This window comes from Lacticaseibacillus absianus, from assembly GCF_013407595.1.
GTDB lineage: Bacteria > Bacillota > Bacilli > Lactobacillales > Lactobacillaceae > Lacticaseibacillus > Lacticaseibacillus absianus.
Genome location: NZ_JABEKX010000002.1, coordinates 400,704 through 414,478, shown reverse-complemented (window position 1 = coordinate 414,478; position 13,775 = coordinate 400,704). Strand labels below are relative to the sequence as shown.

15 protein-coding genes and 1 tRNA gene are annotated in these 13,775 nt (G+C 58.6%); 4 read left to right on the top strand and 12 right to left on the bottom strand.

From position 1 onward, the window contains the following. Window positions 1–22: 22 nt before the first annotated feature. From HII33_RS07285 to HII33_RS07275, 3 genes are all read right to left on the bottom strand, one after another. Complete coding sequence (locus HII33_RS07285; RefSeq protein ID WP_179395149.1) at window positions 23–478, bottom strand: arginine repressor; 456 nt, start codon at window positions 476–478, stop codon at window positions 23–25. 34 nt (window positions 479–512) lie between these two features. After that, window positions 513–2,195 (bottom strand): arginine--tRNA ligase, encoded by a 1,683-nt coding sequence (gene argS, locus HII33_RS07280; RefSeq protein ID WP_179395148.1) that lies wholly within the window; start codon window positions 2,193–2,195, stop codon window positions 513–515. A 259-nt stretch (window positions 2,196–2,454) separates the two neighbouring features. Beyond that, a tRNA-Gly gene (locus HII33_RS07275) sits at window positions 2,455–2,525 on the bottom strand. Between the two features lie 162 nt (window positions 2,526–2,687). Here HII33_RS07275 and HII33_RS07270 point away from each other — a divergent pair. Beyond that, window positions 2,688–3,077, top strand: coding sequence for a hypothetical protein (locus tag HII33_RS07270; protein ID WP_179395147.1), 390 nt, complete (start codon window positions 2,688–2,690; stop codon window positions 3,075–3,077). Beyond that, window positions 3,074–3,247 (top strand): hypothetical protein, encoded by a 174-nt coding sequence (locus tag HII33_RS07265; protein ID WP_179395146.1) that lies wholly within the window; start codon window positions 3,074–3,076, stop codon window positions 3,245–3,247. The genes HII33_RS07270 and HII33_RS07265 overlap by 4 nt, the downstream gene beginning before the upstream one ends. Before the next feature lie 247 nt (window positions 3,248–3,494). Here the strand turns inward: HII33_RS07265 and HII33_RS13710 are convergent, their stop codons facing one another. Then, the gene (locus tag HII33_RS13710; protein WP_218841924.1) at window positions 3,495–4,487 is read right to left on the bottom strand and encodes an LPXTG cell wall anchor domain-containing protein; all 993 of its coding nucleotides are present in this window, start codon (window positions 4,485–4,487) and stop codon (window positions 3,495–3,497) included. Between the two features lie 98 nt (window positions 4,488–4,585). Next, entirely contained in the window at window positions 4,586–4,981 is a 396-nt protein-coding gene (locus HII33_RS07250; protein ID WP_179395143.1) for a helix-turn-helix domain-containing protein, read from the bottom strand. 412 nt (window positions 4,982–5,393) lie between these two features. Here HII33_RS07250 and HII33_RS07245 point away from each other — a divergent pair, with 412 nt between their 5' ends. Then, window positions 5,394–6,332: a dihydroorotate oxidase gene (locus tag HII33_RS07245; RefSeq protein WP_179395142.1), complete on the top strand. Its 939-nt coding sequence runs from the start codon at window positions 5,394–5,396 to the stop codon at window positions 6,330–6,332. 44 nt (window positions 6,333–6,376) lie between these two features. Here the strand turns inward: HII33_RS07245 and sdaAA are convergent, their stop codons facing one another. The 5 genes from sdaAA to HII33_RS07220 form a co-directional block, all read right to left on the bottom strand. Further along, window positions 6,377–7,246, bottom strand: coding sequence for an L-serine ammonia-lyase, iron-sulfur-dependent, subunit alpha (gene sdaAA, locus HII33_RS07240; protein WP_179395141.1), 870 nt, complete (start codon window positions 7,244–7,246; stop codon window positions 6,377–6,379). 11 nt (window positions 7,247–7,257) lie between these two features. Further along, window positions 7,258–7,926: an L-serine ammonia-lyase, iron-sulfur-dependent subunit beta gene (gene sdaAB, locus HII33_RS07235; RefSeq protein ID WP_179395140.1), complete on the bottom strand. Its 669-nt coding sequence runs from the start codon at window positions 7,924–7,926 to the stop codon at window positions 7,258–7,260. A 109-nt stretch (window positions 7,927–8,035) separates the two neighbouring features. Further along, a complete protein-coding gene (locus HII33_RS07230) occupies window positions 8,036–8,710 on the bottom strand; it encodes an adaptor protein MecA (RefSeq protein WP_179395139.1) in 675 nt (224 codons plus the stop codon). A gap of 162 nt (window positions 8,711–8,872) precedes the next feature. Continuing rightward, window positions 8,873–9,271, bottom strand: a complete 399-nt coding sequence (spxA, locus tag HII33_RS07225; RefSeq protein ID WP_179395138.1) for a transcriptional regulator SpxA — start codon at window positions 9,269–9,271, stop codon at window positions 8,873–8,875. A 239-nt stretch (window positions 9,272–9,510) separates the two neighbouring features. Beyond that, a complete protein-coding gene (locus HII33_RS07220) occupies window positions 9,511–10,254 on the bottom strand; it encodes an MBL fold metallo-hydrolase (protein WP_179395137.1) in 744 nt (247 codons plus the stop codon). Between the two features lie 59 nt (window positions 10,255–10,313). Between HII33_RS07220 and HII33_RS07215 the strand changes: the two genes are divergently transcribed. Continuing rightward, a complete protein-coding gene (locus tag HII33_RS07215) occupies window positions 10,314–10,889 on the top strand; it encodes a hypothetical protein (protein ID WP_179395136.1) in 576 nt (191 codons plus the stop codon). Window positions 10,890–10,960: 71 nt separating this feature from the next. On the opposite strand, the gene HII33_RS07210 is transcribed toward HII33_RS07215, so the two are convergent. Further along, window positions 10,961–12,976 carry an FtsX-like permease family protein gene (locus HII33_RS07210; protein ID WP_179395135.1) on the bottom strand — a complete coding sequence of 672 codons (2,016 nt, stop codon included), beginning with the start codon at window positions 12,974–12,976 and terminating at the stop codon, window positions 10,961–10,963. Next, a complete protein-coding gene (locus HII33_RS07205; protein ID WP_179395134.1) occupies window positions 12,954–13,730 on the bottom strand; it encodes an ABC transporter ATP-binding protein in 777 nt (258 codons plus the stop codon). The genes HII33_RS07210 and HII33_RS07205 overlap by 23 nt, the downstream gene beginning before the upstream one ends. Between the last annotated feature and the right edge of the window lie 45 nt (window positions 13,731–13,775).

Sequence of the window (13,775 nt, the reverse complement as noted above, 5' to 3'; positions counted from 1 at the left end):
TCCGGTGAGGCGCGCGTTGGCGTTAGTTCGTAAAGGCTTGTTGGTATTGGGTGTTGAACCAGATCGCCGCGTCGACGTCCGGACTGATCACAACGATCGTGTCGTGACCGGCCACGGTGCCAACGACCTGGGGAAACTGGATCTCGTCGAGGATCGCGGCCAACAGGTTACCGTTCGACGGCAGCGTTTTGATCACATTCAGAAACTCGACACGCGTGATCCCTAGCCCGACTTCGCGGACAGAGTCGCTGAGTCGCTCCAACTGCGAGTCCGAGTCGCCGCGAAACAGCGTGTAACGAACGGCGCCGGTCGCGTCTTGCGCCTTGACGATCCGCATCTCACGAATGTCTCGCGAGATCGTCGCCTGGGTCGCATCGATCCCCGCCTGCTTCAGCTCACTCAACAGCTCCTCTTGCGTCCCGATCGCTTTTTGGTTGATGATCTTGGCCAAAGCCGTCTGGCGTTCCGTCTTGTTCATGGCGCCACCTCCACGATATGATAAGTCGATTATACTACATTTCGGCAGGGGCACCGACCCCCAACAGCGCCAGCGCGCTCGTCAACACCTGGGTGGTCGCCTGGACCATCGCCAAGCGCGCCGGCAACTCAGCGTCGTCGACCAAGACCTTGGTCGCGGCGTAGTACTTGTTGAACGCCTTAGCTAGGCGCAACGCGTACTTGGCGATCACAGAGGGTTCGTACGCTTGGGCTGCCCGGGCGATGACGTTCGGGTAATCCGCCAGCAACTTCAGGACATCCCAAGCGGTCGGGTCCGTCAGCGCCACTTCCGGTGCCGGCGCGACTGTTGTCTTATTCAGGATGCTGTTGGCCCGCGCATTGGTGTACTGGACATACGGTCCGGTCTCGCCTTCAAACCGCACGACTTCTTCGAGGTTGAAGTCGAAGGAATCGAGCCGCTCGTTCTTCAAGTCGTGGAAGATCACAGCGCCAACGCCGACTTGATGTGCGACGGTCGCAGCGTCTGCCAGATCCGGGTGCTTCTCGGCGATCTGCGCTTGCGCCAATGCAATTGCATCGTTCAAGACCTGCTCCAGCAGAATGATGTTCCCCTTACGCGTCGACAGCTTCTTCCCGCCTGAAGTGATCAGCCCGAACGGGATGTGGTGGATCTCATCCGCCCAATCATCGCCCATCTCTTTGATCACTGCCTTGAGCTGGTCGAAGTGCTCACGCTGCTCGTTGCCGACGACATACAGCGACTGAACGAAGTCGTACTCAGCATGCCGGTAAAACGCAGCGGCCAGGTCCCGCGTCATGTACAGCGTGGCGCCATCGGACTTTTTGATCAGCGCCGGGTTCAAGTCATACTTGGACAGGTCGACGATCTCCGCGCCCTGGCTCTCGTGTAGCAGCCCCTTGTCCTCAAGCGCCTGCACCACGCCGTCCATCTTGTCGTTGTAGAAGGCTTCCCCGTTGAAGGAGTCGAACGTGACGCCCAGCATATCGTAGATGCGCGTGAACTCCTTGAGCGATTCTTCACGGAACCACGCCCACAGCTTCGTCACCTCAGGGTCACCGTCTTCAAGCTGTTTGAACACCGCACGCGCCTCGTCGTCGAGGTGCGGATCCTTCTCTGCTTCCTCATGGAACTGCACGTAGTACTGCACGAGGTAGTGGATCGGGTCCTGGCGCACATCCGCCTCATTGCCCCACTTGCGGTAGGCGACGATCAACTTACCGAACTGGGTGCCCCAGTCGCCGAGGTGGTTGATCTTGATCGGGGTGTAGCCGACCTTCGCCAAGATATTCGCCAAGGCGTTACCGATCACCGTCGACCGCAAGTGGCCCATGCTCATCGGCTTCGCGATGTTCGGGCTAGACATATCGATCGGCACATTGCCGGTCCCCAGTTGCTGATCGCCATAATGCGCCGGATCCTGTGCGATGGTGGTCAAGACACTGTGCGCAAAGCTGACCTTATCTAGGAAGAAATTGACGTAGCCCCCAACGGCGCGAACGGCTTCGAACGGCTTGGCGTCGATCGCAGTCGCCAAGTCCGCCGCGATCATCTTCGGTGCCTTGTGGTAAAGCTTGGCCAGTGCGAAGGTCGGAAACGCGTAATCACCGAGATCCGAACTCTTCGGCGTCTCGATTGCCGCAGCGATCGCGGCAACGTCTAGGTCAGTCCCCAGCGCCTGATGCAGTGCATTGACGACTTCTTGCTTAAAATCCATCTTTTTTCCTCCTTGTCGATAAAAAAACTCGTCTCTTCCGTTATGAACGAAAGAGACGAGTCACCCCGCGGTACCACTCTTGTTGGCTGTCTGCCCACTCGATATTCAGCTGTGCCTCCAAAGCGCGCCACCGCTCAGGCGAGTCGCTCACACTATCCGCGACCTCACTGCACGCCCTCAACGGCTTCTTCTTTGTCATCGGCTCGGGATGACCCGTGATGGTAACAAAAAACTGGTGCGACTCGCACCAGTTCCATCAAGCGGTTGACGAGAATCGAACTCGCGACGCCAGCTTGGGAAGCTGGAGTTTTACCACTAAACTACAACCGCAACAACAGGAATAATTATATCGAGCCTTGGCCCAGATTGCAAGTCTTTGGCCTAAAAAAACCAAAAGTTATCGGTTGCCCAATCATTAAAAATAGGTAAACAAGTTGCTCATAATTTTAACCGTGTTATAATTTTAGTAAGACATGAAAGGATGCGATCTTGATGGCAAAAACGACAAGACGGTACTACTTTGCCGCGCGGAACGAAAAAACGCCGAATGGCTATACGATCAGTTTCGTCAATATCCCGCACGCACAAGCCGTCGGTGTGACCTACGAAGAGACGGTCTATTACTCTTACCGCGTCCTCTCTGATTTTTTGTCCCACTTGCCCGACGACGAGGCGGCATTGACTGCCTACACCCTCGCACAGATCCCCGATAGTGAGGAACCCAATGTCTTCTATTCGTTGGTCAGTGTGACGCCTGACTACGATCCACATAAGATGCTGACCGATTTCACCCTCCCGCAAGCGCCGCCGGCCGAGATCCGGCGCAGGGCCGGTGAGCTGGCGAATCTTGTGGCGCGTCGTCAGGACCGCGTCGCCCTATGAGCCGCTTAACGCTCACTGCCTTCGCTGTGGGCAGCCTCGTGTTTTGCGTCGGCCTGATCGTGTGGCTCATCACGATGATCCGCGACCGTTCACCACTCTGGCCCCGTCGGATCACGCTTGGTGCTGCTGGGTTGGCGATCGCCGCGTTACTTCTGAATGCGTTCACGTAACGCGAGCGCACGTGCCAAACAACCGAATGCCCCTTCGCTGCAATGGCGAAGGGGCATTCGGTTGTTTGCGCTTCATCTGATGGCACTGGCCTCGGTTCTCACACTGGGCGGCTGACGAGGCGACACACACTGAGCATTGCTCATATGGGGGTCCACTGCGCGAAGGATCCGTCGGGGCGACTTTCCGAGTGGGTGTGCGTCGCCGCGTCAACCGCCAAGCCTGATGGCGTTGACCACAACGTCAAAATCACAGGTGCCGACGCCACCCCCACGCCCCAAGCGTGACCACGATCAAGCCCAGACCAAGCGCGACAACCCCTGGACCCGCCGCGTCCCCCGTCTGCGGCAGCGAAGGCTTGCCACTGCGGCGGGCGGGCGTTCGGGTCAACGCCTTGAGCCGCTTAGCCTTTGCGACTGACGGCTGCGTTGCCGGCGGCGTCGATGGGACCGCCGGCCGGCGTGGTTTGATTCGCCGGATTGGCTCGATCGGACTTGTCGGGTCAGTTGGGCCGGTCGGGCCCGTCGGATCCGTTGGGTCAGTTGGGCCCGTTGGATCGGTTGGATCAGTCGGACCCGTTGGACCCGTTGGATCGGTCGGATCAGTCGGGTCGGTTGGACCCGTTGGATCGGTCGGGTCAGTCGGGCCCGTCGGATCAGTCGGATCGGTCGGACCCGTTGGATCAGTCGGACCCGTTGGATCGGTCGGATCGGTTGGATCAGTCGGACCCGTTGGATCGGTCGGATCGGCGATGACCATGAAGCTTTGGGTCTGACTCGCAGGCGTCAATTGTCCTCCATCCGTGCGCCGCACGTCGAGATTCACAACAACGCACGCCCCTGTCGCTTCATTGACTGTTAGGGTGAATGGAAGCGTAAAAGACCCGCTGGCCGCTCCCGGGGTCGTCGCGACCCCCGCAGCGTTCGTCACGGTCACTGCAGCGTTATTGCTGGTCAGTTGCAAGGCATCCAAGGGCAAGCGCGCGCCTGCGCCATAATAACTAACGGTCGCGACGCCGTGGTAAGTTTTCCCCGCGATCACTTGCGAGATACCCGAGTTGGTGAGGCCCTCAATGTCTGAGACGCTCAGCGCCAAGTTGCTGATGTAAAACACCGACGGTACAGCCGCCGTGGATTGTGCTTGACGTTCAAGCGCCGCCTGGGGCCGGCCGACCGGTGCTTGGCCGACGCTGATGGTCCCTGCGACCACCCCAAATAACACAAAAGAACTAAATCTGCCCATCAATCAATTACTCCTCATTCACGTTTTACAAATTCTATAACAACACTTTGTATAAAAATATTTTTAGATTAGTGACTAACAATTCAGGCGCTGACGAGTCAGCTCTGATCTGTCGCATGCGCTGCAGTCGCACGACTGGCCGACAGCACCCCACCCAAAAACGCAATGACGACCTTATAGGTCTCGACATCAAGCGGGCGCTGCTGGAAGGTCAACGTAATGTTGGGATCGAACAGTTCCTCGATCGGTAGCTCTCGGTCGCCTTGGTCGCGACTGTTGTCTCGGGTCTGCATTCGGAGACTGACCAGACTGTTCAGATCGACCTCGTAGTACGTGGCCAATCGCCGCAGGCTACTCAGCGTGGGGACCTGCTTATTGGTCTCCCAGTTCGATAGACTCGCCGGTGAGATCCCGCTATCGGCCGCGACCGTCGCGATCGTCTTGCCCGTTCGCGTGCGGATCTCTCGCAGTTGTGCACCAAGTGTCATCAACATGACACGCCTCCTCCTTGTTCCCATGCCCCAGCCCATTACGCCTTGTACAGCTTAATTGAGCACGCACAGTTAATGTGATTATAGTATCACAGAATTTATGTATAGAAAATGGTAAAAAATGTTAAATTTTTATTTGTTAACTTTTTAAATAAGTTTCAGATAATTTCGTTTTTGGCTGCCTATGACGCAATAATTTATTCATGTGCCGGCTGATATATCGGCGTTTTATGTAATGTTTTATTATAAAGCGACGGTTTTTTTGTAAATCCAGACCCATTTCGACCGCAAATCACACGTCAACACGCGGCGGCGGGTGGCCGTGGCCGACGATCGACCGCTCGACTAGTCAAGACAGCCAAAATATGGTTAAATTAGGCACGACACACAGGACAAATTCAAAGGAGTGGCGATTTTGGTCAATTTGAGCACAACGATCGGCAAGTACACGTTCGACAACGTTTTGATGAACGCCAGTGGCGTTCACTGTATGACCGCGGACGAACTCGATGAAGTAGCCGCAAGCCCGGCGGGGACTCTGGTCACCAAGAGCGGGACGCTGGTTGCCCGCGCCGGTAACCCGGATCCGCGTTATGCCGCTTTGGCGCTCGGCAGCATCAATTCGATGGGCCTGCCCAACAAGGGGTATACCTACTACCTAGACTATGCACTCAAATTCCAGGCCACTCACCCGGATCGGCCACTATTCCTCTCGATCGCAGGGACCGGCCCAGCTGACTACGCCCAGATGGCCGCGACCATCCAGGCCAGCGACTTCAACGGCCTGACAGAGTTCAACCTGAGCTGTCCGAACGTGCCGGGCAAGCCACAGATCGCCTACGATTTGGAGACGACCGAGCAGATCCTCGATGACCTGTTCAACGTCTTCCACAAGCCGGCCGGGATCAAGTTACCTCCGTTCTTCGATCTCGCCCAATTCGATGTGATGGCCGCCCTGCTGAATCGCTACCCCCTGACCTTCATCAACTCGATCAACAGCTTGGGCAACGGGCTGATGATCGACACCGCGACCGACACCGCGCTGATCCGCCCTAAGGGTGGGTTCGGCGGGATCGGCGGCGCCTACGCCAAGCCGATCGCCCTAGCCAACGTACGGGCATTCCGCCAGCGCCTGCGTGAAGACATTGCGATTATCGGGACTGGTGGTGTGACCACCGGGCGTGACGTGTACGAGTTGATCCTCTGCGGCGCTAGCCTCGTCTCACTGGGCACGGTCCTGCAAGAGGAAGGCATCCCCGCGTTTGCCCGACTGACCCGCGAGTTAGAAGCCGAGATGACTGCCAAGGGCTACGACAGCATCTCCGCCTTCCAGGGCCAGTTGAAGACCCTCTGACCACACAAAAACGACGCCATGATGGCGTCGTTTTTGTGTCTCCCCTATTGGTCACCGAAGACTTGCTGGCGCAACCGTTGACCGGTCGGGGTTGTGGCGAGGCCGCCTTCTGCAGTTTCCTTGAAGATCGATGGCATCTGCGCGCCCACCCGATCCATCGCTTGGATCACCTCATCCGGCGGGATCACCGTGCGGACACCAGCCAGGGCCATGTCGGCACTGGTGAAAGCCTGCGCCGCTCCCATCGCGTTGCGCTTGATGCAGGGGATCTCGACCAGTCCGGCGACCGGGTCGCAGATCAACCCCATCAAATTGGCCAAGGTGATCGCGACGGCCTGCGCAGCGGTGTCCGCGTTGCCGCCTTTGGCGCAGACCAGCGCGGCGGCCGCCATCGCAGCCGCCGACCCGACTTCCGCCTGACAGCCACCTTCCGCGCCGGCGATCCCCGCATTGTTCGCGATCACCAGCCCGAAGGCCCCGGCGGTGAACAAAAAATCGACCTGCTGTGCGCGCGTCAGGTTCAGCTTGTCACGCGCAGCGACGAGGCAACCGGCGACGACGCCCGCGCTTCCGGCGGTCGGCGTCGCACAGATCAGCCCCATCTTCGCATTCACTTCATTGACCGCTACCGCGTTGCGCACAGCGGCTAACACGGTCTCGCCGAGAAAGAAGTCTCCGGCCGCTAAGTATTGGTCTAAGCGCTTAGCATCGCCTCCAGTCAATCCCGTCACGGAACGGACACCACGGATCCCTTGGACGATCGAATCCTCCATCACTTCAAGGTTCCGCGCCATGATCGCGCGGATCTGAGTCGGCGTCCGCCCGGAGTTCTCTGCCTCGACGGCCACCATGAACTCCGCCACACTGGCATAGGCGGCACTTTGGTCGATCAATTCAACGATCGTATTGAACATCGTCACCCCTCCTACTCAAAGTACGTGACATTGTGGACGTCCGGCAGTGCGCGCAGCACCGCAGCCAAATCAGGCCGCCGGTCGTCGACTTCAAGGATCATGATCGCATTGTCGCCTTTAGCTTCGCGCGTAACGGTCATCGTCCCGATATTGACCTTGGCCTCGCTCAGCACCTGCGTGACCTTCGCGATCATCCCCGGCACATCTTGGTGCACGGTGATGAACGTCGGCGTGCCCATACTCAGTGAGATCTTGAAGCCATTGATCTCACTGATCTGAATGTTCCCCCCGCCGATCGACACGCCTAGCACAGAGAGCTTGTGCGCCCCTTTTTGCAGAATGATGCGTGCTGAGTTCGGATGATCGACTTTGTCGCTTTTCGGCACGAAGGTCACCTTGATCCCTGCTTCGTGCGCCAGCTTGAGCGATTGCGGCAGCCGTTCATCATCCGGGGCCATGCCGAGCAACCCGCCGACCAGCGCGATGTCGGTCCCATGGCCGCGGTAGGTCTTGGCGAAGGACTCGTATAAGTAGATGTCCACCCGCTCCGGTTGCTCGCCGAAGATGTTGCGGACTACTTTGCCGATCCGCGCAGCCCCTGCGGTGTGAGACGAACTCGGCCCCACCATCACGGGGCCGATGATATCAAAAACGCTGTGGAACCTCATTTCTTTTGCCATATCGCGCCTACTTTCTTGCCTTAATCTAACCACGCCCGGCCTGAACGCGTCAACTGAGACGCGACACGGCCCGCACGTAAAAAGCGATGCCGACTGGCACCGCCTCGGGTCACTTGAAATAGTATCGACCGGTCTCTAGCGCACTTGTCGGCATCAACAACTTGCCGTACTCCGACAGGACCGCTGAGCTGATCGCGACCTTGTGGCCATACTCAAGGGCCACCGCGATCTGATCCTTCGCCTCTTCTGGCGTGATGTGGTTGGGGTAAAAGGTCAAGACCAGATAGTAGCGATCGTTGTAGCGATAGAGGTCACTCGATGCGCCTTCTAACCGCAAGACCCCCGCTAACGCGATGAAATCTTCAAAATCACGCATCTGGAGCACGAGCTCCTCTTTGCCTGACTCATTGGCGTCAATGAAGCCGCCTTCGTCCGTCGCGTCCTTATCGTCCGTGTCCAGCTGATTCAACTGCTGACGGATGAAGTCCGGCACGTTGACGTCTTGGTCGTCTGCCTCGTCATCCGCCTCGGACTCATCTTCGTCCATCATCGTCCGGCTGATCAGTAGCTCCAACCCAGACTGACTCGGCATCACCTGAAAAGTGACCGCCGAATCCGTCGCGAAGCTGTGGTCCTTGTCGACCTCGTCCAGGATGCTATAGAAGAAGTTTTCGATCGTTTTGTGGTTGCCTAGCAGATCTAAGACCGTGATCCCACGCTCGGCCAGATCCTCGTTGCCAAGTAAGACGCGAATCGTGTTGTCGTTAATGCGTTCCATTTCCATAATGACTGCACCTCACTTTGTCCGCAGTTCTGGCCTCATTATACCAGAAGTTCCATCGTTCGACATTCTACCCGTTACGCCCCTGGAATGCAAGCATTCACGCTAACTTTTGGTCAGCAAAAAAGCCTCGAAGGTCCCCTTCGAGGCCATGCCAACGCGCGCTTAGAACCCTGCGAGCAGTTGGGCTTGTTGCAGCTCCAGCGCACGCACGCTGCGCGGCAGGAAGCGGCGGATCTCGTCTTCGTTGTAGCCGACTTGCAAGCGCTTCTCGTCCATGATGATCGGGCGGCGAAGCAACGCCGGATACTGCACGACCAGATCGATCAGTTGATTGACCGTCAGATCGTCCACTTTGACCCCCAGATCTCGGAACACCTTGGACCGCGTCGACAGGATCTCTTCCGTGCCGTCCTCGGTCATCGTCATCACCCGCCGGATCTCCGCAGCGTTCAGCGGCTCCGACATGATATTTCGCTCCTCATAGGGGATCTGGTTCGCCTTGAGCCAGGCGCGGGCCTTGCGGCAGGAGGTGCAACTCGTTGATGTGTACAGATGAATCATACGCTCTCGCTCCCATCTTCGGTCGGTCTTTCCTTCTCTACATTATAAGTATAAAGGATTGACCAAAGCGGAAACAATCACATTTGAAAAAAATATTTTTGATTTTGGGCACAGGGTGCGATTATGAAGCGATTTCTTCGCAATTAAAAACCATCTGTGTTTTTATAATTTCTCATCTAAAGTGACTTGACACCCGAAAACTGCCCGTTTGGCTAACATAAACAATAAAGAATTTTCGTCTATTGCGCGACTGACAGACGCAATCCGGCCGTCGCCAACCGCACGGGGATCGCACCGGCAGCCACCTGTGCCTCTGCTTGGAGCTGGGCCAAGTCGACCGTTTGCGGCAGGTGCGTCAAGAGCAGCCGCCCGGCTCCGGCTGCGGCCGCCAGCGTGCCCGCCTGCGTCGACGTCAGGTGCCACATCGGCGGCTGGTGCTCGGCCAGAAAGTTCGTATCCGCCATCAGCAGGTCACAGTCGGCCGCAAACGGGGCTAACCCAGCAAAGGCGCGTGTATCGCTGGTGTTGACTAAGACCTGACCCGTCGCCAGCTCCTCGATCCGCACCGCAAAGGCCGGGACCGGATGCGCCGTCTCAAGAAACGTTAAGCGTAGCGGGCCGAGGGTCAGCGTCGAGTCCGCGGTGTAGCCGACGCCTTGCGTGAAGGAGCCAAACGTCAGCGCCGCAAAGTTCAACGGATCCTTCGTGTGCCCATAGACTGGTAGTGGCGACATTTTTTTGGTCCCTGGATGCAACTGATAGTAATACTGCAACACGCCGAGGTCCGCAGCGTGATCGTGGTGGTAATGCGTCAACAAGACCGCGTCTAACGCCAAGGGGTCCCCATATTTTTCCAGGGCCAAAAGCGCCCCACTCCCGCAATCCATCAGGAGCTGGTAATCCCCACTACGGACTAAGTACGCGCTCGTCCCGACGCCGTGATCAGGGTAGCCACCATAGTAACCTAATACCGTTAATTCCATGAGTTCGTCCTTTCCGCGCGTGCCGCGCGTTATACTAAAGGGGTTGGAGGTGGTCAAAAATGACACAGAAGATCCAAATGGTCCTGGGAACAAAATACTACTTAAAGCAGATCATCGCAAAGCACCCGGTCCCGATCCGATTACTGGAGGGCCTCGTCAAGGGTCAAAACGCCGCACTTCTCGACCCGACCGGGGTGATCCCGTTCGTCGCCCCAATGCGAGGGACAGTCCTTGCCCACAACGGGGAACTGCCCGAGACGGGGTACATGCACTTCATGTACTTCAAGCTGTCCAAAGACGACGCCCCGATCTTTGCCGACAAAGCCAAGGCCCTGGTCGACCAAGCCGACCGTCTGAGCGGCGAACAAGGGATGTGGCTAATGCAGACCGACAGCAAGGTGATCGAATACGTCCTGATGTCCGCCTGGAGCCGCAAACTCGACGTTTTTGCGGCGAAGGGTGCCCCGCTGTTCGCACCGATCCTCCCGTTCATCGACCGCGCAAGCCAAGGTCTCGGGTTCCACGAGGCCGCCTATCAGATCGTCGACCCGAACGCACCGGAACCAGCGCCTGCGGCTGATCAAGCCAAACCACTCACACTGGCTGACTTACTGCGTCCGCGGCCGAAAGCGTAATCGACCCGACTTGGACGACTAAGGGGGTGAGCATCAGCTCATCCCCTTTGGTGTCCCGCGCTGCCAGCGGATCAAGCACGCGGCGACATGCCACGAAGGATCAAGCGCGCCGTCAGGAAACCGAAAGTCGCATAAATCAGCGCAAAGACCGCGACAAATAGTAACCCGCCTGCCCCCCAGCCAGGATCATCGAGTACGGCACTGAGCAGTCGGATCACCAGGCCCGCATTGAGTGCACCGAACACGAGTGGCAACGCGAAGACCGCAAGCGTCTGATGGATCACCACGCGTCGGATCAGCGACTCAGGCATTCCGAGCTGTGCCAGCGTTCGGCGGCTGGCCTGCTCCTGCAAGCCAGCGACCAACTGCTTCACCAGCAGGATCGCACCGGTCGCGACCATTAGCGTCAACCCCATCAACAGCGCGATAAAGAGCTCCAACCCAAACGTTGCGCTCGTCACCCGCGTCAAAGGCCCTTTCAGGCCGATCGCACTGCGCGCCATGGTCGAGCCTTTCAGCTCGGCCCCAGTCTGGACGGCCCGTTGACCCCGCAACGCTTGGTCGGAGTAGGTCGCCTGATCGACTTCATCACGCGCGTCCAGCGCCGCTAACGCCTTGTCTAGGCGGGCAGGCGCGCGGAACTTGTAACCGTACAGCCTGTCGATCGGCGCCTTCAGCTCGCGGTAGACTGCGTCCGTCACGACCAGAGCCCGGTCAAAATACGCGGTCCCCCCTAGTGGGAACTGGCTCGTGATCTGGGTGACCATCACGTGTGTGGCCGTGCGTGGCAACGTCAGCGCCCATTGCGTCGAGCGCCGCAACCACGTGTGCTGGAGCAGCACGCGACTGTAGATCGCCATCACGGCCTGGTCGCCATGCAGCGTCAATGCCGGTAACCCCGGCTGGACGCGCCGGATCCGCGTGTACGCAGACAGGCTGATCACATTGTAGAGGGTCCGATCCCCGTCACCGTCCGCACCTTGCAAACGGCCCGCCGCTAGTTTGGTCTCTAGCGGCACGGTCTGGGCAATCTGGCCGTCACCTAGCTGTTGCCGCACGATGTCGCGGCCGCGTGCCGAGGTCACCCCGTCTAAGGCGATTGCCTGATGCAGCCCCATCTGGCTGAACTGGTAGATGATCACGCCGCTTCCGAGCACCGTGATCGTCATGGTCGCCAGCAACGTGGTCAAAAACAGCGAGTGGCTGTTGTGCCGGACCCGCTTGCGCAGATCCGTCAGCGTCAGCAGGGCGGACGCCCGGCGCCGGACCTGGGGCAGGCGGATCAGCACTCCCGCAAGCGTCGGTAATGCCGTGCGAAACAGGCCGTAAGTGCCGACCAACCCCGCCACCAGGATCATCCCCCACAGCAGTGGGACCGACCAGCCCCGCACACTCGCCGTGTAGGTCCAACTGATCAGGTTGTAGGCGCCGACGTAAGCGCCGCCCAGCAGGAACAGACTGAACCCGGTCAGCAAGAGTTGCCAGCCGCTGTCGCGCCTGACCGGCGTTCGGGCCGGTGTCGGGTTTAAGGCGCGGCGCAGCGGCGTGCTGGCGATGGCCAGTGCGTTGAGCACGCCCAAAACAGCAAAGATCAATAGGTAGACCCCGGCTAACTCCAAAGCTGCACTGGTCGACCAGAGCAAGCCGGTACTAGTCTTCAACGCCATCCAACGCATCAGCATCATCACGAAGAACTTGGACAAGAGCACCCCTGCCCCCAAGCCGATCCCCACCGTGGCCAGGCCCTTGAGCAGGCTCTCGGCCACCAGCAACACGGCCAGCCGGCGAGTGGGCATGCCCAACAGGCGGTACACCCCGATCTGATCCATTCGCCGCATGATCATCACGCCGTTGAGGTACAGTAAGAAGACGATCTCAAACAACAGCAAGAGCACCAGCAACACGATCAAAAATGCAGGGACCATGTCGGGGGTCGCTGAGACCGTCCCGACCGCCTGCATCAGGCGGTCATCATCAGTGATCGCCAGCAGAGCGTACAAGACGGCCAGCATCGCGCTGGCGACCAGGACAAAGAGCCAGTTGGTCGTCGCGTTGCGCTTAAGGCTAGTCGCGAGGAGTTGTCGCACGCCGCCGCCCCCCTCCGTTGATCGTCGCTTCCATATCGATGATCCGATCGAAGAACTCCTGACGGGTGCCGTGCCGCGTCACTTCCGCGAAGTACGCCCCATCGCGAATGAAGATGATCCGGTTGCAAAAACTGGCAGTGAACGCATCATGAGTGACCATCATGATCGTCACATCCTCGGCTAAGTTGAGTTTCGTCAAGTACTGCAAGAGCTCCGTAGCCGCCATCGAATCGAGGCTCCCCGTTGGCTCATCTGCCAAGATCAAGCTGGGTCTGGTGATCATCGCGCGTGCAGCCGTGACCCGCTGCCGCTGGCCCAAGCTGAGCTGATCCGGATAGCGCGTGAGCAGGCTGGACAGTCCCAACACCTCCGCGACATGTGCCAAGCGCGCGGCCATATCGGTCGGACGCGGCGGTACAAAGGTCAACGGTAGCGTGATGTTATCCGCCACCGTCAGATCCGGGAGCAGGTTGAAGGTCTGAAAGATGAAGCCAAGTTGCTCACGCCGGTACTGCGCCGCCTCACTGTCGGTCAGCGTACTAAGGGCTTGACCCGCGACCCAGACATCGCCCAGCGTGGGGGTATCGAGCGTCGCGATCATGTTCAGTAGCGTGGACTTCCCCGCCCCACTAGGGCCCATGATGCCGACAAACTCGCCGGCGTCGACTTGAAAGTTAAGGTCGTTGAGCGCGGCGACCCGGTTGAACCGGTGACCGTAGATCTTGGTGAGATGATCGACTTTGACGACTCGCATGATGGCCGCCTCCTTTTGGCTCTATCATACCAGAATCCCACAGGC

Coding starts and splice junctions, on each gene's coding strand:
- HII33_RS07285 (WP_179395149.1), bottom strand. CDS start 478: ATGAACAAGACGGAACGCCAGACGGCTTTGGCCAAGATCATCAACCAA.
- argS (WP_179395148.1), bottom strand. CDS start 2,195: ATGGATTTTAAGCAAGAAGTCGTCAATGCACTGCATCAGGCGCTGGGG.
- HII33_RS07270 (WP_179395147.1), top strand. CDS start 2,688: ATGGCAAAAACGACAAGACGGTACTACTTTGCCGCGCGGAACGAAAAA.
- HII33_RS07265 (WP_179395146.1), top strand. CDS start 3,074: ATGAGCCGCTTAACGCTCACTGCCTTCGCTGTGGGCAGCCTCGTGTTT.
- HII33_RS13710 (WP_218841924.1), bottom strand. CDS start 4,487: ATGGGCAGATTTAGTTCTTTTGTGTTATTTGGGGTGGTCGCAGGGACC.
- HII33_RS07250 (WP_179395143.1), bottom strand. CDS start 4,981: ATGTTGATGACACTTGGTGCACAACTGCGAGAGATCCGCACGCGAACG.
- sdaAA (WP_179395141.1), bottom strand. CDS start 7,246: ATGTTCAATACGATCGTTGAATTGATCGACCAAAGTGCCGCCTATGCC.
- sdaAB (WP_179395140.1), bottom strand. CDS start 7,926: ATGGCAAAAGAAATGAGGTTCCACAGCGTTTTTGATATCATCGGCCCC.
- HII33_RS07230 (WP_179395139.1), bottom strand. CDS start 8,710: ATGGAAATGGAACGCATTAACGACAACACGATTCGCGTCTTACTTGGC.
- spxA (WP_179395138.1), bottom strand. CDS start 9,271: ATGATTCATCTGTACACATCAACGAGTTGCACCTCCTGCCGCAAGGCC.
- HII33_RS07220 (WP_179395137.1), bottom strand. CDS start 10,254: ATGGAATTAACGGTATTAGGTTACTATGGTGGCTACCCTGATCACGGC.
- HII33_RS07215 (WP_179395136.1), top strand. CDS start 10,314: ATGACACAGAAGATCCAAATGGTCCTGGGAACAAAATACTACTTAAAG.
- HII33_RS07205 (WP_179395134.1), bottom strand. CDS start 13,730: ATGCGAGTCGTCAAAGTCGATCATCTCACCAAGATCTACGGTCACCGG.